Below are 21727 nucleotides of genomic sequence, written 5' to 3'. Positions count from 1 at the left end.
GACTGGCAGATGAGCGACAAGCAACTGCAAGGTGAATGGACTGGCTCCGTCACCGGCAGCGAAGAAGCCACCCGCATGGTGCTGGGCCCGCATCCCGAATGGGCAGGCAACGTCAAGGGCAGCATCAGCCGCCCGGGCGGCAGCCACCCCATGGTCGGCGATGTGAACGACGGCACGGTCACGCTCGAAGAAAGCGCTGACGGCTCACGCATCACCGGCACCTGGCTGGGAGAAGTGGTCGACGGCAGCTGCGGTACAGAAATTCACGGCAGTTACCAGGAGGGAGAGAATGATCCACCCCGCGCGTTCATCATGCGCAAGGTCCAACCCTGAGCAGGGCTGGGCCTTGTCCTGCGTGCATTGATTGATCCCATGAGTATTCGCTTCTTCACCCCGCCGCCCCTGACCCTGAGCATAGGCTTGACACTGGTCGGCGGCCTGAACCCAGCCACCGCCAGCAGCGCGGAACTGCCGCCCCCCGAAAGCTGGCAGCAATGTGCTGCCACCACCAGCAACAACGACCGCCTGGCCTGCTTTGATGCCTGGGCACGCAAGCAAGGCCCGGCGGTTGCGCCCCAGGCCACCGGTTGGAGTGCGCCTGCAACCAGCACACAAGCTGCGCCTGCTCTCACTGCCGCTACCGCCTCGGCGAACAACGCCGCGCCCTCCAGTGCGGCTGCGGCGACTGTCGCCAGCGCCGACCGCGGCCTGGGTCTCTCGCCCAACAACGGCGGCTGCCGCGATCCGCGCTACACCGAGGTGTCGCGCTACTTCGAGCTGGAGCCCGGCACGGACTGCGGCACCTTCAACTTCCGCGGCTACCGTCCCATGTCGGTCTCCGTTGTCATGGGTGACGAGGTCAATCAGCAGCCCTATTCGCCCAGCCGCGGCCTGGCGACCGAGCAGCCCTACCAGAAGCACGAGATGCGCCTGCAGCTCTCGGCCCGCACCAAGATTGCCTCCGGCCTGCTGACCGGCCCCACCTCGAAGGGCAAGGATTCGCTGTGGTTCGGCTATACCCAGCAGTCCTACTGGCAGTTGTTCAACGGCGATATCTCGCGGCCCTTCCGCACCACCGACCACGAGCCCGAGGTCTTCTACGTCTACCCGACGGACGCCCAGTTGCCGCTGGGCTGGCGCTGGCGCTACTCGGGCATAGGCATTGCGCACCAGTCCAACGGTCAGAGCAATCCGCTGTCGCGCAGCTGGAACCGCTGGTATCTGATGACCGGCGCCGAGCTTGGCAACCGCTGGCAGCTGCATCTGAAGGCCTGGCAGCGCATGAAGGAAAGCGCGCTCGAGGACGACAACCCCCACATCCAGGACTACATCGGCCGCGGTGAAGTCAAGCTGGGCTGGAACGTCAACGACCAGAACTACCTGGGCCTGACCGCACGCGGCTCGCTGGGCCAGGGCAAAGGCTCCGGTCGCATCGAATGGCTGCGCACCCTGGGCGAAGGCTGGAACGGCGGCAAGAGCAATCTGCGCCTGCATGTACAGCTGTTCAGCGGCTATGGCGACAGCCTGGTCGACTACAACAACAAGCGCACGGTACTCAGCGTGGGCCTGAGCCTGCTGGACTTCTAAGCGCCGCCCGAGGCTCTGCGCCCGGGCGGCCACTCGCCCGCCCCCTGGGGCGAGAGGCTACGGAACGGCCCAGGCTCTCTGCCTCCGGCTTGCACAGTGCCGGCTGCACGGATCACCCATATTTCATAGCATGTAGCGCTTGCTTCTCCTTTATTTCAGACTTAAAAAGCCTTGAAATTAAATAGACACAAGCGCTAGCAGCTATCAAATCAAAGTCACTCGGGCACCACGGCCGTCACTTCGATCTCCACCTTGGCCCGGTCCTCGATCAGGGCCGCCACCTGCACGGCCGTCATGGCCACGCTGAATGAACCAATCAGCTCGCGATAGGCCTTGCCGATCTCGGCTTGCTGCGCCAGATATTCCTTCTTGTCGGTGATGTACCAGGTCATGCGCACGATGTGTTCGGGCCTGGCGCCACCGGCCTGCAGCACCTCGACGATATTGTGCAGAGCCTGTCTGGCCTGCGCCGCGAGGTCATCGGTATGGAACCGGCCCTCGGCGTCCCAGCCGATCATGCCGGCCACATAGATCTGGCGGCCACTCACAGATACTCCATTCGCATATCCCTTGGGCCGGGGCCAGCCCGGCGGCAGCAGTACTTGCATGTTCAACTCCTGTTTTCTGTTGGATTGGATGAACTCAGCCAGCGTTCGATGGCGCGGCGAATTGCGGGTGGCGCGCTGATCGCCTGATGGGTTTGAAGGCTGGTGAAGACCAGCACTTTCTGCGCCGTCACGCGCAGCTGTCCCTCGGGGCCTGTGCAGTCCACTTCGAGTGTCAGCGAACGATTGCCCAGCTTGGCAACCGACAGGCCCAGCGCCACGGTTTCCCCCATGCGGGTGACGGCACGAAAATCGCACTCCAGGTGCACGATGGGCAGGCCCACCCTGTCCTTTTGCACCATGTCCGCATAGCTCAGGCCCAGCGCGTTGTTGAACCAGTCTTCCACCAGTCCGTTGAACAGCACCAGATATTGCGGAAAGAAGATGATGCCTGCCGGGTCGCAGTGCGCAAAGCGAATCGGCACCTGCGTCACAAAGCGTTCTGAAGCCATTGGTACTTCACTCATAGCCAGACTGTTCTTTCAATCAAATTTGCGTGCAGCACCTGCCCATCAGGCGCAGGCCGCTTGAAAAACATGGCCATCAGGTTTCATGCAGGCGAAAGCGCTGCAACTTGCCCGTGGCCGTGCGCGGCAGCTGGTCGACGAACTGCACGGCCCGTGGGTATTTGTAGGGCGCGACCTGACTCTTCACAAAGTCCTGCAGCTCCATGACCAGGGCATCGCTGGCCATATGGCCGGCACGCAGCACCACAAAGGCCTTGACGATCTGGCCGCGCTCGCTGTCGGCCACGCCGATCACCGCACATTCGGCCACGGCCGCATGCAGCAGCAGGGCCTCCTCGACTTCGGGAGAGGCAATGTTGTAGCCGGACGAGATGATCATGTCGTCGGTGCGCGCCTGATAGACAAAATAGCCGTCGCCATCCATCAGATAGGCATCGCCCGTCAGATTCCAGCCCTGGCTCACATACTTGGTCTGACGGCTGTCGTTGAGATAGCGGCAACCCGTGGGGCCTTGCACGGCCAGCTTGCCCACGGTGCCAGGAGAAACCTCACGGCCCTCCTCGTCCACCACCTTGGCACGGTAGCCGGGAACGGCCTTTCCGGTGGCGCCGGGGCGCGCATCCTCTTCGCGGTGCGAGATGAAGATGTGCAGCATCTCGGTGGAGCCGATGCCGTCGATGATTTCAATGCCGGTCGCATCCTTCCACAGCGCCCGCGTGGAGGCAGTCAATGCCTCGCCCGCCGACACGCATTTGCGCAGCCGGGTGCGGCGAATGCGTTCGCCCTGCTGGGCCATCACGCGGTAGGAGGTAGGAGCCGTGAACACCACGGTGGCGCCAAATTTCTCAATGCCGTCCACCAGTTGCGCGGGGCCGGCCTTCTCCAGCAAGGCCATGCTGGCCGCTATGGACATGGGGAACAGCACCTGTCCGCCCAGCCCGAAAGTGAAAGCCAGCGGCGGGCTGCCGATGAACACATCGTCGGCATTGGCGCGCAGCATATGCACAGGCCAGCAGGCGCAGACCGCCATCACGTCGCGATGAAAATGCATGGTGGCCTTGGGCACGCCCGTGGTGCCCGAGGTGAAGCCCAGCAGGCAGGTGTCCGTGGCGGCAGTATCCACGGCCGTGAAGCTGGCAGACGCGGCCTGCATCAGCGGCTCCAGCGCGTCCGCAGCAGCGCCTTGGCCGTTGAAGAACAGAACCTTCTGCAGCCGTGCGGATTTTCCTTGGGCGCCCTGCACCTCGCTGCGCAAGGCCTCGTCGCACAGCGCATGGCCGATCTGCGCAATGTCGACAATCGCGGACAGCTCCTTGGCTCGCAGCAGCGGCATGGCAGCCACCGCTATCCCGCCAGCCTTGATGACGCCAAACCAGCAGGCCACCATCATCGGATTGTTGGGCGCGCACAGCAGCACGCGGTTGCCGGGCACCAGGCCAAGCTGCCCGGTCAGCACGTTGGCAATGCGGTTGGCTTGCGCCTGCAGCTGGGCATAGGTCCAGCGCACTCCCTCGGCCTGAATGCACAGGCGATCGCCCCGACCTTGCGCCACATGTCTGTCGAGCAGCTCCACGGCACAGTTCAGGCGCTCCGGGAACTGCAGCTCGGGCAGCTCGAAACGGAACTCGGGCTGCAGTTCGGCAGGCGGCAGATTGTCAGCGGCAAAGGTATCGATATGCGCGGTGTACGACATGACTCACACTCCTTTTGGCCAAAACAGGCGGATGTTCTCTATTCGTGAGCGCTTTCAGCCATGGTTCTTGATGAGGTCGCGCCCGATGATGAGCTGCTGCACCTCTGTCGCGCCTTCGTAGATGCGCAGTGCCCGAATCTCCCGGTAAAGCCGCTCCACGGGCTGCTCGCTGACCACGCCCAGTCCGCCCCAGATCTGCACTGCCGCATCTATCACCTGCTGGGCGTTTTCCGTCGCCGTCATCTTGGCCATGGCAGCCTCACGTGTCACGCTCTCGCCCTGGTCACGCAGCCAGGCAGCGCGATAGGTCAGCAGCGCTGCGCTGTCGATCTGCGTGGCCATCTGCGCCAGCTTGGCCTGGGTGAGCTGGAAGTCGGCCAGCACCCCGCCGAACATCTTGCGACTGGTGGCACGCTGCAAGGCCTCATCCATGGCGCGACACGCAAAGCCCAGCGAGGCGGCGGCCACCGAGGTGCGGAACACATCGAGCGTACGCATGGCCACCTTGAAGCCCTCGCCGGCCTCGCCCACGCGCTGCGCTGCAGGCACGCGGCAGTTGGAGAACTTCAGGCGCGCCAGCGGGTGCGGTGCGATGACCTCGATGCGCTCGGCCACTTCGAGGCCCGGTGTGTCCGCATCCACAATCAGCGCCGACAGGCCACGCGATCCCGGAGCCTCGCCGGTGCGCACAAAAACGACATAGAAGTCGGCAATGCCGCCGTTGGAGATCCAGGTCTTCTCGCCGTTGATCACATAGTGATCACCTTCGAGTCTGGCCTCGCAGGCCATGGCAGCCACGTCCGAGCCGGCATCGGGCTCGGACAGTGCAAAGGCCGAGATCGCCTCGCCCCTGGCCACCCGGCTCAGGTAGCGCTTTTTCTGCTCTTCGCTGCCCGTCAGAGAGATAGCACCCGAGCCCAGGCCCTGCATGGCAAACGCAAAGTCGGCCAGACCGCTGTGACGCGCCAACGTCTCCCGGATCAGGCAGATGGCTCTGGTGTCGATCTGCTCTCCTGCGCCACCATGGATCTCACCCGCAACCGCATGCCGCAGCCAGCCTGCTTCGCCCAGGGCCTTGACCAGTTGCCGGCATTCTGCATCCACATCGGGGCCATGGGAATGCGTAATGTTCTGCCTGGCCCAGGCATCCAGCGACTGGGCCAGACGAGCGTGATGGGCTTCAAAAAACGGCCACTTCAGATAGCTGGTGTCTGCCATATCAGTTTCCTTGAAAGACTGGCTTTTGCTTGGCCACGAACGCGTGATAGGCACGCGAGAAATCCTCGGTCAGCATGCACAGGGCCTGGGCCTGGGCTTCGGCTTCGATGGCCTGCTCTATGGTCATGGCCCATTCCTGGTGCAGCATGGTCTTGGTAATGCCGTTGGCAAAGCTGGGGCCGGCAGCCAGATCGGCAGCCAGCTTATGCGCCTCGGCCAGCACGCTCTCAGGTTCGCACAGACGGTTGAAGAAGCCCCAACGCTCGCCCTCCTCACCGCCCAGGCTGCGTCCCGTATAGAGCAGCTCGCTCGCACGGCCCTGGCCGATGATGCGCGGCAGCATGGCGCAGGCACCCATGTCGCAGCCCGCCAGCCCTACGCGGTTGAACAGGAATGCCGTCTTGCTGCGCGCAGTGCCCAGGCGCATGTCCGAGGCCATGGCCATGATGGCCCCTGCCCCCGCACATACGCCATCGATTGCCGCAATGATGGGCTGGGGGCAGGCACGCATGGTCTTGACCAGCTCGCCCGTCATGCGGGTGAACATCAAAAGCTCGGGGGCCTTGAGTGCCACCAGCGGACCGATGATTTCATGCACATCGCCACCCGAGCAGAAGTTGCCGCCGGCGCCGACCAGCACCACTGCCTTCACATCCTGCGCCCACTTGAGCTGGTGAAACAGGTCGCGCAGCTCGGCGTAGGAATCAAACGTCAGCGGATTCTTGCGCTCCGGGCGATTGAGAGTGATGGTGGCCACACCATCTGTCACCTGCCACTGGAAATGCGTGGCCTGATAGCCGGCCAGCGGCTTGTGGTTGCCAGCTTGCAGCGCTGGATCGATTGCGTATTCGCTCATGTCTGCCTCCAAAAACTCCGGGTCACATGACTTCGCCACCGGCGACGGCGATGGCTTGCCCGGTAATGCTTGATGCGCCGCGCCCACACAGCCACTGGACGGCGTCCGCCACCTCCTGCGGCTGCACCAGACGGCCTTGGGGGTTGGATTTGACGAACTCGGCCATGGCCTGCTGCGGCGTGCGGCCGGTCTTGGCCACCACGCGGTCTATGCTGGTTTTGACGATCTCGGTTTCGGTATAGCCAGGGCAGACGGCGTTGACGGTGATCCCCGTTCTGGCGTACTCCAGCGCCAGAGCGCGTGTCAGGCCCACCACACCATGCTTGGCCGCCACATAGGCCGCGACATAGGCATAGCCCACCAGACCGGCTGTGCTGGCCACATTGACGATACGTCCCCAGCCCGAAGCGGACATGGCTGGCAGCACCTGCTGAATGCAGTGCATGGTTCCGGTCAGGTTGACCGCCAGCATCTGCTGCCAGTGCGCGGCATCCATCTTCATGAAGGGCGCGCTGCTGGCCTGGCCGGCGTTGTTGACCAGAATGCTGATGTCACCATGCACGGCTGCTGCCTGCGCGAACGCTGCTGCCACCTGCTTTTCGTCGGCCACATCGGCCAGTACCATCTGGCATTGACCAGGGTGCTGCTCCACCAGCTTTTGCAGCGGCTCGGCGCGACGCCCAAGCACCGTGACGCGAGCGCCCTGAGCCAGCAGCCGGCGCGCAATCGCCTCGCCAATGCCCTGGCCCGCGCCCGTCACCAGCGCATGTTGCTCGTTCATATCGCCTGTCATTGAATTCTCCAGGCCTGCGGCCCACAAGACTGGTGCACTCCGGCCCGGGGCCACCGGGCAAGGGAGACCCCGCAGCGCGGGCTGCGTCTGCGCGCGTTGACCGAGGGTGAAGGCGCGAAGCGAATCAGGGGATGTTTCATTTGGCTGCGGCTTGCTGCGCTTTCTCGCGCTCGAACAAGGCTTCCATCTGGCGCTTGCCCTGGAAGTATTGTTTGGGCCAGACGATAGGCGTGTAGCCAATCTTGGCGGCCTCGGTCAACGTCCAGGCCGGGTTGGCCAGATGCGGTCTGGCAATCGCGCATAGATCGGCACGTCCAGCAGCAATGATGCTATTGGCATGGTCGGCCTCGCTGATCGCGCCCACGGCCATGGTCGCAATGCCGGCCTCCTGGCGAATGCGGTCGGCAAACGGGGTCTGAAACATGCGCCCGAACACAGGTTTTTCTGCCTTGCTGACCTGACCCGACGAGCAGTCGATCAGGTCCGCACCCGCAGCCTTGAACGCCTTGGCGATCTCCACCGCGTCTTCGGGGGTGATGCCGCCGGGCACCCAGTCATGGGCCGAGATGCGCACGGACATAGGCCTGTCCTGCGGCCAGACGGCGCGCATGGCCTTGAAGACCTCCAACGGATAGCGCAGACGGTTTTCCAGACTGCCGCCATATTCATCGCTGCGGTGATTGGTCAGCGGCGAGATAAAGCCCGACAGCAGATAGCCGTGGGCGCAATGCAGCTCCAGCCAGTCCACGCCGATGTCGGCCGCCATCTGAGCGGCATACACAAACTGCTGCCGCACCTCATCCATATCGGCGCGTGTCATGGCCTTGGAGATCTGGCTCACTCCCTGCAGATATTGCTGCTCCGACGCGGCCATGATGGGCCAGTTTCCCTGCTCCAGCGGCAGGTCCGTACCTTCCCAGGCCAGCCGAGTCGAGGCCTTGGCGCCCGCATGGCCGATCTGCATCGCGAACTTGGCATCGGTGTTGTCATGAATCCAGTCCGAAATGCGCTTCCAGGCCTGCTTCTGCTGCGCCGAGTAAGTCCCGGGGCAGCCCGGCGTGATGCGCCCCTCGGGGCTGACACAGGCCATCTCGGCAAACACCAGCCCCGCCCCGCCCATGGCGCGCGCGCCCAGATGCATGAGGTGATAGTCTCCGGGCACGCCGTCCACGGCCGAGTACTGGGCCATGGGCGAGACCACGATGCGGTTCTTGAGCGTAAGCCCGCGCAGCTTGTAGGGCAGGAACATCGGCGGCGGCGCCTTGCCATCCGTGGTCACACCATTTCTTTCGGCTAGCCAGCGCTCATAGCCGTCCAGCCAGGCAGCATCGCGCAGGCGCAGATTCTCGTGGCTGATGCGCTGGCTGCGCGTCAGCATGGAGTACATGAACTGCTCGGGCTCGAGCTGATCGCAGTAGCGCTGGCCGCAGACCTCGAACCACTCCATTGCATTCCAGGCCGCGTTCTGCAGGCGCAGCGTCTCCACGCGACGCGCCTCCTGGTAGGCTGTCAGCACCTCCGGGATATGCACCACCGCATCGCCGATCTGCTTGAACTGACGCGCCAGCTCGATGGCATCTTCAATCGCCAGCTTGGTCCCCGAGCCGATCGCGAAATGCGCCGTGTGCACAGCATCTCCCATCAGCACCACATGGCTGCCCCTGGCATTGCGCAACCACCATTGGTCGCAGACCACACGCTGAAAATTGATCCAGGCCGAGCCGCGCAGGTGGCGGGCATTGGTCATCAGCTTCTCGCCCTGCAGATTGTCTGCGAACAGCTTTTCGCAGAAGGCAATGGACTGCTCCTGGTCGGCGCCATCGAGGCCGCTGGCCTTCCAGCATTCCTCCGTGGTCTCGACGATGAAAGTCGAGGTCTTGTCGTCGAACTTGTAGATATGCGCCTGGAACCAGCCATGCTCGGTGCGCACGAAATCAAAGGTGAAGGCCTCGTAGACCTTGTTCGTGCCCAGCCAGATGTAGCGATTGGGACGGGTGACGATATCGGGTTTGAAGGTGTTCTCGTACTTGCTGCGGATGCGGGAGTTCACGCCGTCGCAGGCAATGATGAGGTCTGCATCCGGATACTCCTCGTCGCTCTGCACATCGGTCTCGAACACCAGGTTGACACCCAGCTGCTCGCAGCGCGCCTGCAGGATGTTGAGCAGGTGCTTGCGGCCAATCCCCACAAAGCCATGTCCGCCGGAGCGAATCCTGCGCCCCTTGAACAGCAGTTCGATATCGTCCCAGTGGTTGAAGGCCTGTTCGATCTGCGTCGCCGTCACCGGGTCCCAGACGCGCATATTGTCCATGGTGGCATCGGAGAACACCACGCCCCAGCCGAAGGTGTCATAGGGCAGGTTGCGCTCCACCACCGTCACCTCGTGCGCAGAGTTCATCTGCTTCATCAGCAGCGCGAAATACAGGCCGGCGGGGCCGCCACCTATGCAGACGATCTTCATGACAGCAATCCCTTCCTGGCGCATCGAGAAATGGCGCATCGAAAATTACTTTATGTCTAAATTATTAACGCATGAACTTTTCACTAAAATCAGGCCAAACCCTGAAGCCAAGCTCAGGCGCTTGAAACACTATGTAGACCATGGACAAACACCATCTGGACTCTTCCATCGATATGCCGGACACCCCTGGCCGCGAGGCCGGTCTGTCTGACTCCGACCATCAGGCCGTTCGCCTGTGGCTGCGCTTGCTGACCTGCAGCACGCAGATCGAGCAAGTCATACGCAGCCAGCTGCGCACGGAATTCAGCACCACCCTGCCTCGCTTCGACTATCTGGCCCAGCTCAGCCGCTTTCCGAAGGGGCTGCGCATGAAGACCTTGTCGGAATATCTGATGGTGACCGGAGGCAATGTGACGGGGCTGACCGATCAGTTGGTCGCCGAAGGCTGGGTGGAGCGCGTGGCCGACGAAGAAGATCGACGCGCCATGATCGTTCGGCTGACGCGCATGGGCAGAAAGCAGTTCAAGGCCATGGCCACCGCCCATGAGCAATGGCTGCAGCAGTTGCTGGCACCGCTGGACAGCGGAAGTGCCAGCGATCTTTACGAACAGTTGGGCAAGCTCAGGCAGGTATTGAGCTTGTCAGAAGGTGCCTGAGCCCGAAAAACCACCGTTTAGTGACAATTTCATGGAGAATGCCCTGCACGCAGTCCTGCGTGACACAGGCTTTGGGGGCATGGTTCATGGATTTAATGCATCTGCGATATCGGCTCAGCTCCGGGTACTACTACCTCTACGACATGCGTGATGCGCTCAATGCCATCACGGGAGAGCGCCCCTATCGCCTCAAGACCGAGCTGGTCGCCATCGCCTTTGATCGCATCACCGGCCGCGTGCACCAGCATGGTCACCCCACTCGCATCCACTCCTGGGCCATGGGTGCGCAGCGCCGGCTGCGCATGGCAGGAGACTGGGAGGGCGCGGACCGGCTGATCGTGGTCTCCGGTCCCTTGCCCGAAGAAGAAATCAACAAATGCCTGAGCGTTCAGGGCTATTGCCGCTGGATGCTGATGCGTCTGGCCAGCATGCCGCATGGCAAATTTTCCACCCACCGCGCAGGCAGCCGCAGCAGCTGGCAAAGACGCGAATCCGGCCAGCAGCGCCGCGCGGCCTGACTTCACCCCCAAGCGCCCCTGCTGCGTATTGCGCAGGGTCATCCCGTCAGGAGTCTGCCTCCTCGTCGGAGCCTTCATCCAGCTCCGCGACTTCCGGCATTTTCACGATCGTCACCGGCAGCCGGCTGTGCCTGGCCACCTCGCGTGAAACCGAGCCGATCAGAATGCTGCCCAATCCGCTCTGGCCCGTGGCGCCGATGATGATCTGATCGCATTCATTGCTCTCGGCAATATCGATCAAGGTGTTCGCCTCTTCGCCCAGGCTGATCTCCACCTCATAGGAGGCTCCGGCTTCTTTGAGCAGATCCTGCGCCGGTGCCACCAGATCCATGCCGGCTTCGATGCTGGCGTTGGCGATCAGATCGGAATCTGTGGTTGCAAGCTCCAGCAGCGATGCCTCCTTCTGCACATGAGCTATCACAAAGTGAGCATCCAGTCCGCTCTGCAAAAGCTTGATGCCGTAGCGTACGGCCTCAAGCGCGACATCCGATCCATCCACCGCAAGCATGATCTTGAGCATGGCAACCTCCTGTTCGTCTTGTGCACCAGTGTAGGGCCAGGCAGCAAAGACGGGTTACGAATCTGGGCCAAGCATCGGCTATTGCAGCAGTGCTTGCAAGCATCTGGGAAAATAGCGGACTATGCTGCAGTTTGACCTTCTCAAGACCGACCCGAACAGCCACGCGCGCCGTGGCACCTTGACGCTTAACCACGGCAAGGTTCAGACCCCCATCTTCATGCCTGTGGGCACCTATGGCACCGTCAAGGGCGTGATGCCGCGCAGCCTCGAAGAAATGGGCGCGCAGATCATCCTGGGCAATACCTTCCACCTGTGGATGCGTCCCGGCCTGGACATCATGAAGTCCTTCGGCGGTCTGCACGACTTCGAGAAGTGGGACAAGCCCATCCTGACCGACTCGGGGGGCTTCCAGGTCTGGTCGCTGGGCGCCATGCGCAAGATCACCGAAGAAGGCGTCCATTTCCAGAGCCCCGTGAACGGCGACAAGCTGTTCATGTCGCCCGAGGTCAGCATGCAGATCCAGACGATTCTGAATTCGGACATCGTCATGCAGCTCGACGAGTGCACGCCCTACGAGACCAACGGCAAGAAGACCACCGAAGCCGAAGCACGCAAGTCCATGGAGATGAGCCGTCGCTGGGCCAAACGCTCCAAGGAGGAGTTCCAGCGCCTGGAGAACCCCAATGCCTTGTTCGGCATCGTGCAAGGCGGCATGTACACCAATCTGCGCGAGGAATCGCTGCAGGGTCTGCTGGAAATCGATTTCCCCGGCTATGCCGTGGGCGGCGTCTCCGTGGGCGAGCCCAAGGACGAGATGCTGGAGATCATGGCCCACACACCGCACCTGCTGCCCGCCAACAAGCCGCGCTACCTGATGGGCGTGGGTACGCCCGAAGACCTGGTGCAAGGCGTTGCCGACGGCGTGGACATGTTCGACTGCGTGATGCCTACCCGCAATGCACGCAACGGCACCATCTTCACGCGCTACGGCGATCTGAAGATCCGCAACGCTCGCCACAAGGTGGATCACCAGCCCATAGACACCACCTGCACCTGCCATGCCTGTGCCGGCAAGAGCGGCGTGAGTTGGGACGATGGTGGTCGCGACGGCTTCAGCCGCGCCTATCTGCACCATCTGGACCGCTGCGGCGAAATGCTGGGCCCCATGCTGACCACCATCCACAACCTGCACTACTACCTGAACCTGATGCAGGAAATCCGCAATGCGCTCGACGCGGGCACGTTTGCCGAGTTCCGCGCCCGCTTCAAGGCCGATCGCGCACGCGGGGTCTAAGCCTTCGACTCCATCTGCTGCAGCAGCCCCCCAAAAGCCAGAGCGAGTCTCTGGCTTTTTTCATTCGGCAGCTGACATCGCGCTTGCTCAGCAGGCCATCAATTGAAAAACATCGTCAATAGCGCGCTGCAAAACCGCGTGAACTCTCGTTTTTCTGTATGTTTTTGTTAAAACTACAACATCTGACGGCAACAACAGGCATTTTTGGCGATCGACATCGAATTTGCAAAGAGCCATTGAAGAAAGTTTCACGAAACGCCTGCGACCCCTCTCCCATGACCGAAGCCTCCGCCCCCAAGCCAACGCCGCTGCTGCAGACCGCTGCCCCCAGGACATGGGCCGCAGCGCTCGCGCTTGGGAGCCTGGTGTTTCTGGCCGCCTTGCTGGGCATACTGGCGCGCCCCATGGGATTTCTCTCGCCGATCTGGCCCGCAAACGCGCTGCTGCTGGGCTTTTTGCTGCACCGCCCTGACTGGCTGCGCCCGAGCGCTGTGCTGACGGTCTCGGCAGCCTATATCGCCGCCGACCTGCTCATGGGCAGCCGGCTCGATGTGGCAATCCTGCTGAGCATCGCCAATATGGCCGGTGTGGGTGCAGCCTGGACGCTGATGCACAGGCAGCGCCATGCCACCTTGTTCATGCAACGCCAGTCCTCCGCCCTGCTGCTGTTTGTGGGCAGCGGCCTGGGCGCACTGACGGCCTCGCTGCTCGGAACTCCGGTGCTGAGCGCCGTTTTCGGGACGCCGCACTGGCAGGCTTTTTCCATGTGGCTGAGCAGCGAGTGGCTGAACTACATGATGTTTTTACCGATTGTTCTGGCCTGGCCTGCGAGCAGGCAGCCCTCCGCGCATCCGGGCGAGCCCTCTGCGCTGCGCCGCATCCTGCCACTGCTGGCCGTGATTGCCCTGGAAGCCATCAGCTACTGGATCAAGGGCCCGGGTTCGCTGGCTTTCTCGCTGCCGGCTCTGATTTGGTGTGCGCTGAGCTATCGCATCTTCAGTCTGACGCTGATCACGGCCTCGCTGTGCCTGAGCAGCATCCTCTTTATTTCGCTGGGCACGCTTGAATTCACACCCGATCATTTTCTCGAAGCACTGTCATTTCGCATGGGGCTTTGCATGCTGGTGCTGGGGCCGCTGGCGGTGGCAGGATCGCATATGGCGCGCAACGAGCTGATGCAAAAGCTCAGCCATGCCGTCAACCACGACTTCCTGACCGATATGCTGGCACGCGGTGCCTTCATGAAGCAGGGGCAAAGAATACTGGAGCGCTGCCGCCAGGACGGCCAGCCTTTTGCCATCCTCATGCTGGATCTGGACCATTTCAAGCAGATCAACGACAGCTTCGGCCATGCGGGCGGCGATCAGCTGCTGCGCAGCTTCTGCCAGACGCTGACCCAGGTGCTGCGCGCTCAGGACATCGTGGGCCGCATGGGAGGCGAGGAATTCGCCGTGGCTTTGCCCCAAGTGAATGCCGCGGCGGCGCAGGAGATTGCCAAGCGCATCAATCGCGCCATCCGGGAGCTGCGCGTGCCCATGGATGACAAAGTGATGAGCGCCACGGTCAGCATAGGCTTGGTCCATACCGACCGGCTGCAAGCACATCAAAGCCTCGATCTGCTGCTGCAGCAAGCCGACCAGGCTTTGTATGAGGCCAAGGCGGCCGGGCGCGACCGCGTCAGTTCGCAGCTTTGCTGAGTGCGGGTTCAGCAGCCGGATTGCCCGGCCAGCGTTCACCGGATCTCGTTCGCCTCGGATGCCGGCTGAGCCGCTGGTGCCGCATCCAGGCGCGGCAAGATCTTGCCCGCCGCAGTGCCGCAGCTATGGCAAAAGCGTGAGAACGCGCTCTTGCGGGTGTCGCAGCTGCCGCAGTGGTCAAACAGGCCGATACCGCAGTGGGGGCAGAAGTCGATCTCGGTGTTCTTGAGATCCACCGGGCGCTCGCAGCCCGGGCATACATTCTTGGACAGCCGCTCCAGCGCCACGTCGTAGCTCAGCTCTTCACGGCGCTGCTCTTCGGGCAGAGACTCCTGAAGCTTCTGTTTTTCCAGATAGCGGTTGAGCGCCAGAATGGCATAACGCCCCAGCAGAACCGTCACCACGATGCCAACGATGTAGCGCACATAGCCACCGTAGTCGGGCAGATAGGGCACCAGTTCGACAAAGAAGGCAAACAGCGCGAAAAAGATGAAGCCCCAGACAAAAGGCCACCAGGTGCTCTTGCGCTTCTTGGCAAACAGCCAGCCCGCCACTACCAGCAAAGGCAGGGTGATGGCCAGACGGAACAGAAACACGCGCAGCTCGCTGGCACGCATGGCGGCTTCATACGGGGGATAGGCCTGCTCGCGCAGGCTGCTCATCTCAGCCTCGGCGTTGGAGACAGCCTGATTGGCTTCCAGATGGGTCTGGGCTTCCTTCTCGCGCTCTTGGCGGGCCATGTCTTCGGCCTGCTTGAGCGCATCCAGCGCCTTGCTGCGCGCCACCAGTTCGGCATCCTGCTCCGGGCGATCCGTGGCCCGACGGGTCGCCACCCAGTTATCAAAGGTATCGCGCGCCGACTGATAGCGCGCGCGCTCGGCATCGAACTTGAGTTGGGCCCTGTCCAGGGCCTTCTGGGTCACGCCGGCCGTCTTCCGGGCCTGGTCGATTTCGGCCTGCACGCGCTGTGCATCCGCCTGCGGAATAAAAGACTCAATCTCCAGCGAGCGATCGGGCTGCGGCAGGTTGCCCACCACCAACCCACCCAGACCGATCAGGAAAAAGGCAAACACCAGCGCCACCAGCCAGAGGCCGCGGCGAAACCATTTTTCGGGCAAACGCAGAGACTTGCTCATTTTCAATTACTCCAAAAACGTAGCGCAATGCGCATATTCAGCAAGGATTTGAAGCCAACAGGACTCAAGCTCATTGCACGGTACGCACGGTCGATGCGAGTTGCGTGCGCTGCAACCACTGGGTCACGGAGTCCACGGTCACCGTCTCGATGCGGCTGGCAAATCGCTTTTCATTCGGATGATCGTCAAACGCGATATTGGCTGCCGTCATGCGCCCGCCCAGCCGCGAGAACGCGCGAATGATGAGCGCGCTGGGCTCGTAACCCTTGGCCTGCAGCCAGGCCTGAGCCTGTGCGCGATTCTGAATCGCCGCCGGCTCCATGGCCGCGGCCAGCGTCTCGGTTGCCCATTGATTCGACTGCTGGTACTTGCTGCTCCAGACATAGCTGACCATGCTGTAGGGCTCGTTTTGCAGGCGCAGCACCGTGGGAGCGCTCAGGAACTTGAGCAAGGCCTGCTGCACCGCCGGTGTCGGGATTTGAATGGCGGCTTCGTAGCGCCACATATCGTCAAGAAAGAACTCGCCCAGGCCCTGGCGGTAGATATGGCCGGATCCGGTGCCACACTCATTGAGCTTGTGCGCCACGCGCCAGGGACCGGCGGGCGTTCTGTAAGCCCAGCCATAGTGCGAATACTTGAGATCGTATTTGCTCAAGTCCTGTCCTTGCCGCGCCAGCAGCACGACCTGTGTGCCGTTCTTCTGAAACTCGGCATCCAACGCCTTGGCGGTACGCGCAGCCAGGTTCAACCCCTTGGCCATGACATCGGCAGTCAGCGGCCGATCCTCACAGCTGCGGCCTGCCTGGGCTGAGCCCAGCGCAGCGCCCAGCGCCAGCACCACAGGGCCGGGAATGGGCATGCCGGTGCGTTGGGCGGGTGCCATGGCTTGTACAACGCTTGTCGGTTTCTTGATCATGCGAGCCTCCAGCTTCTTGAATTACAGACGCTCGTTGTGCATCAGTGCCTTGCCGATTTCGTTGGGGATGAAGGCCAGCACCTTGCCTGCCGTGGACAGAATCACGCCGGCCGCCGTGGCGCTGGTCTGCACCACCGTGCCCACACCGACCGACAAGGCGCCTGCGGCCTGGCCGGAGACCTTGACCACCGCCGAGGTGCCGTCGGCCACATTCTTGAGCACATAGGTAACGCCTGTGGCACTGCTCTCCACGGCCTCAACGATCACGGAGGCACCAGCGGCCGACAGAAACAGGGGTATTGCCACGACTTCCTCCGAAGCGCCACCCGATACCGCTGCAACCACCGATGTCACAGGCAGGGCCGACAGCACCAGAGAGGCTTCGCTCTGGGCGTGGACTGCGCTGCCGCCCAGCAAGGCAAAGGCCGCGCCCAGAGCGCACAGGCTGTTGCGAAGAGGACGGATAAAGGTCAAGACGTTGATCACAAATGGCTCCCGATGGTTGTTGAAATGAACCGCGATTTCCATGCGGCGACGAACGAATCATCCACGCGCCCGAAACTTTGGCCCTGTGTTTTGTCAAAATCAGCAATTGGCAGATCTTTCAGTATCTCAACCCGATACTTTCAGTCCGCTGCTACCCCCGAACCGGTGGCAGTGTATGCATCCTGTCCGATTTCCGCGCCCACAACTTTTAAAAATCATCAGGCAATCCATGCGGTTTCACTCTCAGACCTTTGTCCAGCGCAAACCTTCGCCTTCGCGGATCTGGCTTGCGGCAGCGCTCGCCACCGTCATCTCCACCTTGGCTGTCCCTGGCCTGGCACAGGGCAGCGGCATTCCTGCTTTTTCGCAAATGCCGCCGGGCCCACTGGGCGGGCCCTGGCACTTTGCCACCCTGCCCAACAAGAACCCGACGGCCTTCAATGTGGTGGACCAGGACGGCGGACATGTGCTGCGCGTGAGCACACATGACGCTTACGGCAATATGGTGCACACCCTCCACCAGGCTGCCGCGCCCGATCTGCAGCTGCAGTGGCGCTGGCGCGTGGATCAGCTGATCGACAAGGCCGATATCAAGACCAGAGCCGGCGACGATGCGGCGCTCAAGCTCTGTGTGTCCTTCGACTTTGACAAGTCGCAGCTGAGCTTTGGCGAACGGGCCAAGCTGCGCCTGGGCAGAATCAGCACCGGCGAGGACATCCCGGCCGAGACCCTGTGCTATGTCTGGGACAACAAGCAGCCCGTGGGCACGGTCATGCACAACGCGTTCACGCATCGCATGCGTTACATCGTGCTGCAAAGCGGTGACGCACACAAAGGCCAGTGGGTGACGGAGCAGCGCCATCTCTCCTCCGACTACCAGCAGGCCTTTGGCGACGAATCCCAGGGCATGCCCACCATCATCGGCGTCACCGTCTCGGCGGACTCGGACAACACCCATGGCGAAGGACTTGCCTTCATGGGTGATATCCGGCTCGCGCCCTGATCATCCGGCCTCAACGCCGGAGCAATTCCGCCACGTTCTGCTGCAGCAGGGCTGGCGTGACCGCAGCAGCCGCCACGGGCTCGCCCACTTCCAGCCCCACACGGTTGAACAGGCCGCGGCGCAGCGGCTTGACCATGGCCACATTTCTGCCGCCACGCAACTCGATGCGGCTGAAGTAGGAGCCCCAGAGATTGGTCAACGCCATGGGAATGACGGGAACCTGCAGGCCGTCGTCTCGAGCGTGGTCGAGAATCTTCATGATGCCGCCCTTGAACGGCTGCAGCTGGCCGTCAGAGGTGATGCCGCCCTCGGGGAAGATGGCCAGCAGATCGCCCTCGCGCAGTACCTCTGCCGCCCGCGCGAACGCTGCTTCATAGGTCGCAGGATCCTCCTTGTGCGGTGCGATCGGGATCGCCTTGGCCAGCTTGAACAGCCAGCCCAGCACCGGCGCCTGGAAGATGCGGTGATCCATCACGAAGTGAATGGGGCGCGGGCTGGCCGCCATGAGCAAGATGGCGTCGACAAAGCTCACATGGTTGCAGACCAGCACGGCCGCGCCATCGCGTGGAATATGCTCGTCGCCACGCACCTTGAAGCGGTAGACAAAGTGGGTGATGACCCAGGCCACAAAGCGCAGCAGATATTCGGGCACCAGCAGGAACACATAGAGCGCCACGATGGCGTTGGCGATGCCGGTGATCAGAAACACCTGGGGAATGCTGCAACCTGCGGCCAGCAGGGCGCCGGCCAGCACGGCAGAGGCGATCATGAACAGCGCGTTCAGGATATTGTTGGCCGCGATGATGCGTGCGCGGTGCGTGGGCTGGCTGCGCATCTGGATCAGCGCATACATGGGCACGCTGTAAATGCCCGCCGACAACGCCAGCAGACCCAGGTCCAGCATTACGCGCCAGTGTTTGGCTTCTCCAAAAAAGGCGCTCACGCCCATCAGCTCGGACGGTGGCAGCGCGCGCGTGGCAAAGAACAGATCAATCGCAAACACGCTCATGCCGATCGCGCCCAGCGGCACCAGGCCGATCTCCACCTGGCGACGGCTGAACACTTCGCACAGCAGCGAGCCAATGCCGATGCCCACCGAGAAGATCACCAGCAGCAGCGATGCCACATGCTCGTCGCCATGCAGCACCTCCTTGGCAAAGCTGGGAAACTGCGAGAGAAACACCGCGCCGAAGAACCACATCCAGCTGATGCCGAGCAGCGAGCGAAACACCACGGGCTGCTGGCGTGCCAGCTGGAGGTTGCGCCAGGTTTCGGTGAACGGGTTCCAGTTGATGACCAGGCCCGGGTCGGTGGCCGACGCGTGAGGAATGAACTGCGCGCAGATGCGGCCCACGACCGCGACGGCCACGCAGGCCATGGCGACCTGCATATGACCGACCTGCGGCACGGCGATCAGCAGGCCGCCAGCGACCTGACCCAGCAGGATGGCGACAAAGGTACCCATCTCCACCATGCCATTGCCGCCCGTGAGTTCGCGGTCATTGAGCACCTGGGGCAGATAGGCGAACTTGACGGGGCCGAACAACGTGGAGTGCAGTCCCATGAGGAACACGCACAGCAACAGCACCGGCACATTGGCCTGGATGAAGCCCCAGGCCGCAATCAGCATGATGCCGATTTCAAGATTCTTGACCAGGCGGAACATGCGGGTCTTGTCCCACTTGTCGGTCAGCTGGCCCGAAGTGGCCGAAAACAGCAGATAAGGCAGGGTGAACAGCGCACCGATCACCAGGCCTGCCATGGAAGGTGGCAGCCACGAGACGCTGAGCTGATAGGTGACCATCACCGTGAAGGCGAACTTGAAGAGATTGTCATTGCCCGCACCGGCAAACTGCGTCCAGAAAAACGGCGCAAAGCGGCGCTGGCCCAGCAGGGCGAACTGGTTGGGGTGGGCATGCTGCTGTGCAGAGGCGGCCGTATGCACGGTCGGCGTGGAATTCATGGATCTCTCCCTGTGGCGCTGCTGGCATTGTGCCAACTTGCCCGGATTTTTTTGTAGGTTTTATGCGGCTGACGCTGGTTGAACATGCGCCAGCCGCTATGAATATTACGACTCGCGCCACTGCTGCAGGGCACGCAGCACAGGCCACGCGGCGGCGGCGGCCACCCAGTGCTTGAGGCTGTGGCCGGAGATTGCGTGCGCGGTCACATCGAACACATCGCCATCCGACAGCTCCAGCAGTTTGGCCACGAGGTACAGACCGATCACCCAGCCCAGCTCCACGGGCAGCGCATGACGACGCGGCGCCACAAAGGCCAGCCACAGAAGAATGAGCATGCCGCCGCCCTGCACAAGGACCCAGGGCAGCACATTGCTGGTCTGCGCCCAGACCGCCACGCTGGCAGGTGCGGCCACCAGCAATACCCCGGCAGTGATGCGGGCGCTGATGTCGTCAATGCGCGTCTGCACCGCCAGACCCAGCAAGCCGGCGAAAGCCAGACTCATGCCCAGCCGGTCCCAGACCAGGCTCGAATCCTGCGGTGCCCAGTGGTACCAGGCCGACCCCGCCCCCGAGCACAGCAGGCCCGCAAAGAACAGTGCGCACAGGGCACGCGCCGTGCCATTGAGCTTCTGATAATCGGCACGCCACAGCGCCAGCCCGCCCACCAGTCCGGCCAGCACAAACCCCAGATTGCTCAGTACATCGGCCGCATGCGGCAGGCCCAGCCAGCCACGCTGGTCGGCAAAGGCGTGATAGTGCTCCGGCTGGGCCATGCCAGGCATCAGCAGTGCCAACGTGAACAGCAAGGCCATGCCCCCGAACAAGGCAAAGCGCTGCTCCAGCGTGCCCGAGGTCTCGGGGCTCGTCATTTCCACGTTCGTGATCGATGAGGTATGCAGTTGCATGGCGCTTCCTTGTGTGAATGCCGCGCAGTATGAAAATCAGCCGAAGCAGCGGCATCAATCTTCTAAACTTGCGCCATATCGCTGCACTGCCAGTACTACCAACCGATACCATGAGCACGACCGCCGATCTCGTCACCGCCATCAAGAAAGAACTCAAGGCCGCGCAGATGACCTATGCCGACCTGGCCCAGTCCATAGGCATGGCCGAATCCAGCGTCAAGCGCATGCTGGCCAAGGGCGACATGCCGCTGTCGCGCATCGACGAGATCTGCCGCGCCCTGCACCTGGACTTTGCCGACCTCGCGCGCAATGTGGCCGACAGCCGGCCGCTGCTGCAGCAGATCACGCGCGAGCAGGAGATTGCCGTGGTTGCCGACCGCAAGCTGCTGCTCACGGCCATCTGCGTGCTCAGCCTGTGGACGCTGGAGCAGATCGTCGCCACCTACCGCATCAGCGAACCCGAGGGCATTGGCTATCTGGCACAGCTGGACCGCATCGGCATCATCGAGCTGCGTCCCGGCAACCGCTACAAGCTACGCCTGGCCAAGACCTTCCGCTGGCAGACCAACGGCCCGGTGATGGACTTCTTCCGCGAGAACGCCGTGCTGGACTACTTTGGCGGCACTTTTGCCGGCGAGGACGAGACCATGCTGCTGGTGCATGGCTCCATCGCCCCCAGCCTGGCCCCCAGCTTCGTGGAGCGCATCCAGCGCATCGGTCAGGACTTTTCGCAGCAACATCTGCAGGATCAGCGCCTGGGGCCCAACAAGATCGAGGGCTACACCCTGGTGCTGGGCATGCGCAAATGGGAGCTGCCCGCCTTTGCGGCCTTGCGTCGGTAGACCTTCACTCCCAAATATGTAGCTAAATGCGCTTGCTACATCTGCGTTATCTGCCTGTTCCATACATTCTTCACCAAACAGACACACAAGATTGCAAGACTTCGCACAGC

Annotated in this window: 21 protein-coding genes; 8 read left to right on the top strand and 13 right to left on the bottom strand. The window is 62.4% G+C overall.

Annotated features, from left to right (window positions below; all coding sequences use genetic code 11):
- Positions 1–9: 9 nt before the first annotated feature.
- Complete coding sequence (locus tag F3J24_RS23165) at positions 10–333, top strand: hypothetical protein (RefSeq protein ID WP_240154452.1); 324 nt, start codon at positions 10–12, stop codon at positions 331–333.
- Positions 334–372: 39 nt separating this feature from the next.
- Positions 373–1587: a phospholipase A gene (locus F3J24_RS23160; protein ID WP_167011016.1), complete on the top strand. Its 1215-nt coding sequence runs from the start codon at positions 373–375 to the stop codon at positions 1585–1587.
- Positions 1588–1802: 215 nt separating this feature from the next.
- Here F3J24_RS23160 and F3J24_RS23155 read toward each other — a convergent pair whose 3' ends face one another.
- From F3J24_RS23155 to F3J24_RS23125, 7 genes are all read right to left on the bottom strand, one after another.
- Complete coding sequence (locus tag F3J24_RS23155) at positions 1803–2195, bottom strand: RidA family protein (RefSeq protein ID WP_167011014.1); 393 nt, start codon at positions 2193–2195, stop codon at positions 1803–1805.
- Positions 2196–2197: 2 nt separating this feature from the next.
- On the bottom strand, positions 2198–2659 hold the full coding sequence (locus F3J24_RS23150) for a thioesterase family protein (protein WP_167011012.1): 462 nt from the start codon (positions 2657–2659) through the stop codon (positions 2198–2200).
- A 76-nt stretch (positions 2660–2735) separates the two neighbouring features.
- Positions 2736–4352, bottom strand: coding sequence for a benzoate-CoA ligase family protein (locus tag F3J24_RS23145; protein ID WP_167011010.1), 1617 nt, complete (start codon positions 4350–4352; stop codon positions 2736–2738).
- 54 nt (positions 4353–4406) lie between these two features.
- On the bottom strand, positions 4407–5570 hold the full coding sequence (locus F3J24_RS23140) for an acyl-CoA dehydrogenase family protein (RefSeq protein WP_167011008.1): 1164 nt from the start codon (positions 5568–5570) through the stop codon (positions 4407–4409).
- 1 nt (position 5571) lies between these two features.
- Positions 5572–6426 (bottom strand): enoyl-CoA hydratase family protein, encoded by an 855-nt coding sequence (locus tag F3J24_RS23135; protein WP_167011006.1) that lies wholly within the window; start codon positions 6424–6426, stop codon positions 5572–5574.
- Positions 6427–6448: 22 nt separating this feature from the next.
- Positions 6449–7219: an SDR family NAD(P)-dependent oxidoreductase gene (locus tag F3J24_RS23130; RefSeq protein ID WP_167011003.1), complete on the bottom strand. Its 771-nt coding sequence runs from the start codon at positions 7217–7219 to the stop codon at positions 6449–6451.
- A 136-nt stretch (positions 7220–7355) separates the two neighbouring features.
- Complete coding sequence (locus tag F3J24_RS23125; protein ID WP_167011001.1) at positions 7356–9680, bottom strand: bifunctional salicylyl-CoA 5-hydroxylase/oxidoreductase; 2325 nt, start codon at positions 9678–9680, stop codon at positions 7356–7358.
- A gap of 140 nt (positions 9681–9820) precedes the next feature.
- On the opposite strand from F3J24_RS23125, the gene F3J24_RS23120 reads away from it, so the two are divergent.
- Complete coding sequence (locus F3J24_RS23120; protein ID WP_167010999.1) at positions 9821–10336, top strand: MarR family transcriptional regulator; 516 nt, start codon at positions 9821–9823, stop codon at positions 10334–10336.
- A gap of 95 nt (positions 10337–10431) precedes the next feature.
- Positions 10432–10854, top strand: coding sequence for a hypothetical protein (locus F3J24_RS23115; RefSeq protein ID WP_167011162.1), 423 nt, complete (start codon positions 10432–10434; stop codon positions 10852–10854).
- Between the two features lie 46 nt (positions 10855–10900).
- Here F3J24_RS23115 and F3J24_RS23110 read toward each other — a convergent pair whose 3' ends face one another.
- Positions 10901–11374: a universal stress protein gene (locus tag F3J24_RS23110; protein WP_167010996.1), complete on the bottom strand. Its 474-nt coding sequence runs from the start codon at positions 11372–11374 to the stop codon at positions 10901–10903.
- Between the two features lie 121 nt (positions 11375–11495).
- Here F3J24_RS23110 and tgt point away from each other — a divergent pair, with 121 nt between their 5' ends.
- Positions 11496–12668, top strand: coding sequence for a tRNA guanosine(34) transglycosylase Tgt (gene tgt, locus F3J24_RS23105; RefSeq protein ID WP_043007918.1), 1173 nt, complete (start codon positions 11496–11498; stop codon positions 12666–12668).
- A gap of 275 nt (positions 12669–12943) precedes the next feature.
- Entirely contained in the window at positions 12944–14365 is a 1422-nt protein-coding gene (locus F3J24_RS23100) for a GGDEF domain-containing protein (RefSeq protein ID WP_167010994.1), read from the top strand.
- 35 nt (positions 14366–14400) lie between these two features.
- Here the strand turns inward: F3J24_RS23100 and F3J24_RS23095 are convergent, their stop codons facing one another.
- From F3J24_RS23095 to F3J24_RS23085, 3 genes are all read right to left on the bottom strand, one after another.
- Positions 14401–15501: a serine endopeptidase gene (locus F3J24_RS23095; RefSeq protein WP_167010985.1), complete on the bottom strand. Its 1101-nt coding sequence runs from the start codon at positions 15499–15501 to the stop codon at positions 14401–14403.
- Between the two features lie 70 nt (positions 15502–15571).
- Positions 15572–16417 (bottom strand): DUF2145 domain-containing protein, encoded by an 846-nt coding sequence (locus F3J24_RS23090; RefSeq protein WP_205244927.1) that lies wholly within the window; start codon positions 16415–16417, stop codon positions 15572–15574.
- Between the two features lie 21 nt (positions 16418–16438).
- Complete coding sequence (locus F3J24_RS23085) at positions 16439–16945, bottom strand: hypothetical protein (RefSeq protein WP_167010983.1); 507 nt, start codon at positions 16943–16945, stop codon at positions 16439–16441.
- A 187-nt stretch (positions 16946–17132) separates the two neighbouring features.
- Between F3J24_RS23085 and F3J24_RS23080 the strand changes: the two genes are divergently transcribed.
- Positions 17133–17906 (top strand): DUF3047 domain-containing protein, encoded by a 774-nt coding sequence (locus tag F3J24_RS23080; protein WP_167010981.1) that lies wholly within the window; start codon positions 17133–17135, stop codon positions 17904–17906.
- 10 nt (positions 17907–17916) lie between these two features.
- On the opposite strand, the gene F3J24_RS23075 is transcribed toward F3J24_RS23080, so the two are convergent.
- Both F3J24_RS23075 and F3J24_RS23070 read right to left on the bottom strand, forming a co-directional pair.
- The gene (locus F3J24_RS23075; protein WP_167010979.1) at positions 17917–19869 is read right to left on the bottom strand and encodes an MFS transporter; all 1953 of its coding nucleotides are present in this window, start codon (positions 19867–19869) and stop codon (positions 17917–17919) included.
- A gap of 105 nt (positions 19870–19974) precedes the next feature.
- Positions 19975–20775 carry a hypothetical protein gene (locus F3J24_RS23070; protein WP_167010977.1) on the bottom strand — a complete coding sequence of 267 codons (801 nt, stop codon included), beginning with the start codon at positions 20773–20775 and terminating at the stop codon, positions 19975–19977.
- Positions 20776–20885: 110 nt separating this feature from the next.
- On the opposite strand from F3J24_RS23070, the gene F3J24_RS23065 reads away from it, so the two are divergent.
- Positions 20886–21617, top strand: coding sequence for a helix-turn-helix transcriptional regulator (locus tag F3J24_RS23065; protein ID WP_003059305.1), 732 nt, complete (start codon positions 20886–20888; stop codon positions 21615–21617).
- Positions 21618–21727 lie beyond the last annotated feature (110 nt).

It is taken from the genome of Comamonas sp. Tr-654 (assembly GCF_011752915.1).
In the GTDB taxonomy this organism is placed as follows: domain Bacteria; phylum Pseudomonadota; class Gammaproteobacteria; order Burkholderiales; family Burkholderiaceae_C; genus Comamonas.
Note: the sequence above shows the minus strand (reverse complement) of the source record. Positions and strands in the feature narration are given on the sequence as shown.

Bases quoted from the DNA above. Each gene is read 5' to 3' on its own strand.
- F3J24_RS23165 (WP_240154452.1), top strand. From the start codon at position 10: ATGAGCGACAAGCAACTGCAAGGTGAATGGACTGGCTCCGTCACCGGC.
- F3J24_RS23160 (WP_167011016.1), top strand. From the start codon at position 373: ATGAGTATTCGCTTCTTCACCCCGCCGCCCCTGACCCTGAGCATAGGC.
- F3J24_RS23155 (WP_167011014.1), bottom strand. From the start codon at position 2,195: ATGCAAGTACTGCTGCCGCCGGGCTGGCCCCGGCCCAAGGGATATGCG.
- F3J24_RS23150 (WP_167011012.1), bottom strand. From the start codon at position 2,659: ATGAGTGAAGTACCAATGGCTTCAGAACGCTTTGTGACGCAGGTGCCG.
- F3J24_RS23145 (WP_167011010.1), bottom strand. From the start codon at position 4,352: ATGTCGTACACCGCGCATATCGATACCTTTGCCGCTGACAATCTGCCG.
- F3J24_RS23140 (WP_167011008.1), bottom strand. From the start codon at position 5,570: ATGGCAGACACCAGCTATCTGAAGTGGCCGTTTTTTGAAGCCCATCAC.
- F3J24_RS23135 (WP_167011006.1), bottom strand. From the start codon at position 6,426: ATGAGCGAATACGCAATCGATCCAGCGCTGCAAGCTGGCAACCACAAG.
- F3J24_RS23130 (WP_167011003.1), bottom strand. From the start codon at position 7,219: ATGACAGGCGATATGAACGAGCAACATGCGCTGGTGACGGGCGCGGGC.
- F3J24_RS23125 (WP_167011001.1), bottom strand. From the start codon at position 9,680: ATGAAGATCGTCTGCATAGGTGGCGGCCCCGCCGGCCTGTATTTCGCG.
- F3J24_RS23120 (WP_167010999.1), top strand. From the start codon at position 9,821: ATGGACAAACACCATCTGGACTCTTCCATCGATATGCCGGACACCCCT.
- F3J24_RS23115 (WP_167011162.1), top strand. From the start codon at position 10,432: ATGCATCTGCGATATCGGCTCAGCTCCGGGTACTACTACCTCTACGAC.
- F3J24_RS23110 (WP_167010996.1), bottom strand. From the start codon at position 11,374: ATGCTCAAGATCATGCTTGCGGTGGATGGATCGGATGTCGCGCTTGAG.
- tgt (WP_043007918.1), top strand. From the start codon at position 11,496: ATGCTGCAGTTTGACCTTCTCAAGACCGACCCGAACAGCCACGCGCGC.
- F3J24_RS23100 (WP_167010994.1), top strand. From the start codon at position 12,944: ATGACCGAAGCCTCCGCCCCCAAGCCAACGCCGCTGCTGCAGACCGCT.
- F3J24_RS23095 (WP_167010985.1), bottom strand. From the start codon at position 15,501: ATGAGCAAGTCTCTGCGTTTGCCCGAAAAATGGTTTCGCCGCGGCCTC.
- F3J24_RS23090 (WP_205244927.1), bottom strand. From the start codon at position 16,417: ATGATCAAGAAACCGACAAGCGTTGTACAAGCCATGGCACCCGCCCAA.
- F3J24_RS23085 (WP_167010983.1), bottom strand. From the start codon at position 16,945: ATGGAAATCGCGGTTCATTTCAACAACCATCGGGAGCCATTTGTGATC.
- F3J24_RS23080 (WP_167010981.1), top strand. From the start codon at position 17,133: ATGCGGTTTCACTCTCAGACCTTTGTCCAGCGCAAACCTTCGCCTTCG.
- F3J24_RS23075 (WP_167010979.1), bottom strand. From the start codon at position 19,869: ATGAATTCCACGCCGACCGTGCATACGGCCGCCTCTGCACAGCAGCAT.
- F3J24_RS23070 (WP_167010977.1), bottom strand. From the start codon at position 20,775: ATGCAACTGCATACCTCATCGATCACGAACGTGGAAATGACGAGCCCC.
- F3J24_RS23065 (WP_003059305.1), top strand. From the start codon at position 20,886: ATGAGCACGACCGCCGATCTCGTCACCGCCATCAAGAAAGAACTCAAG.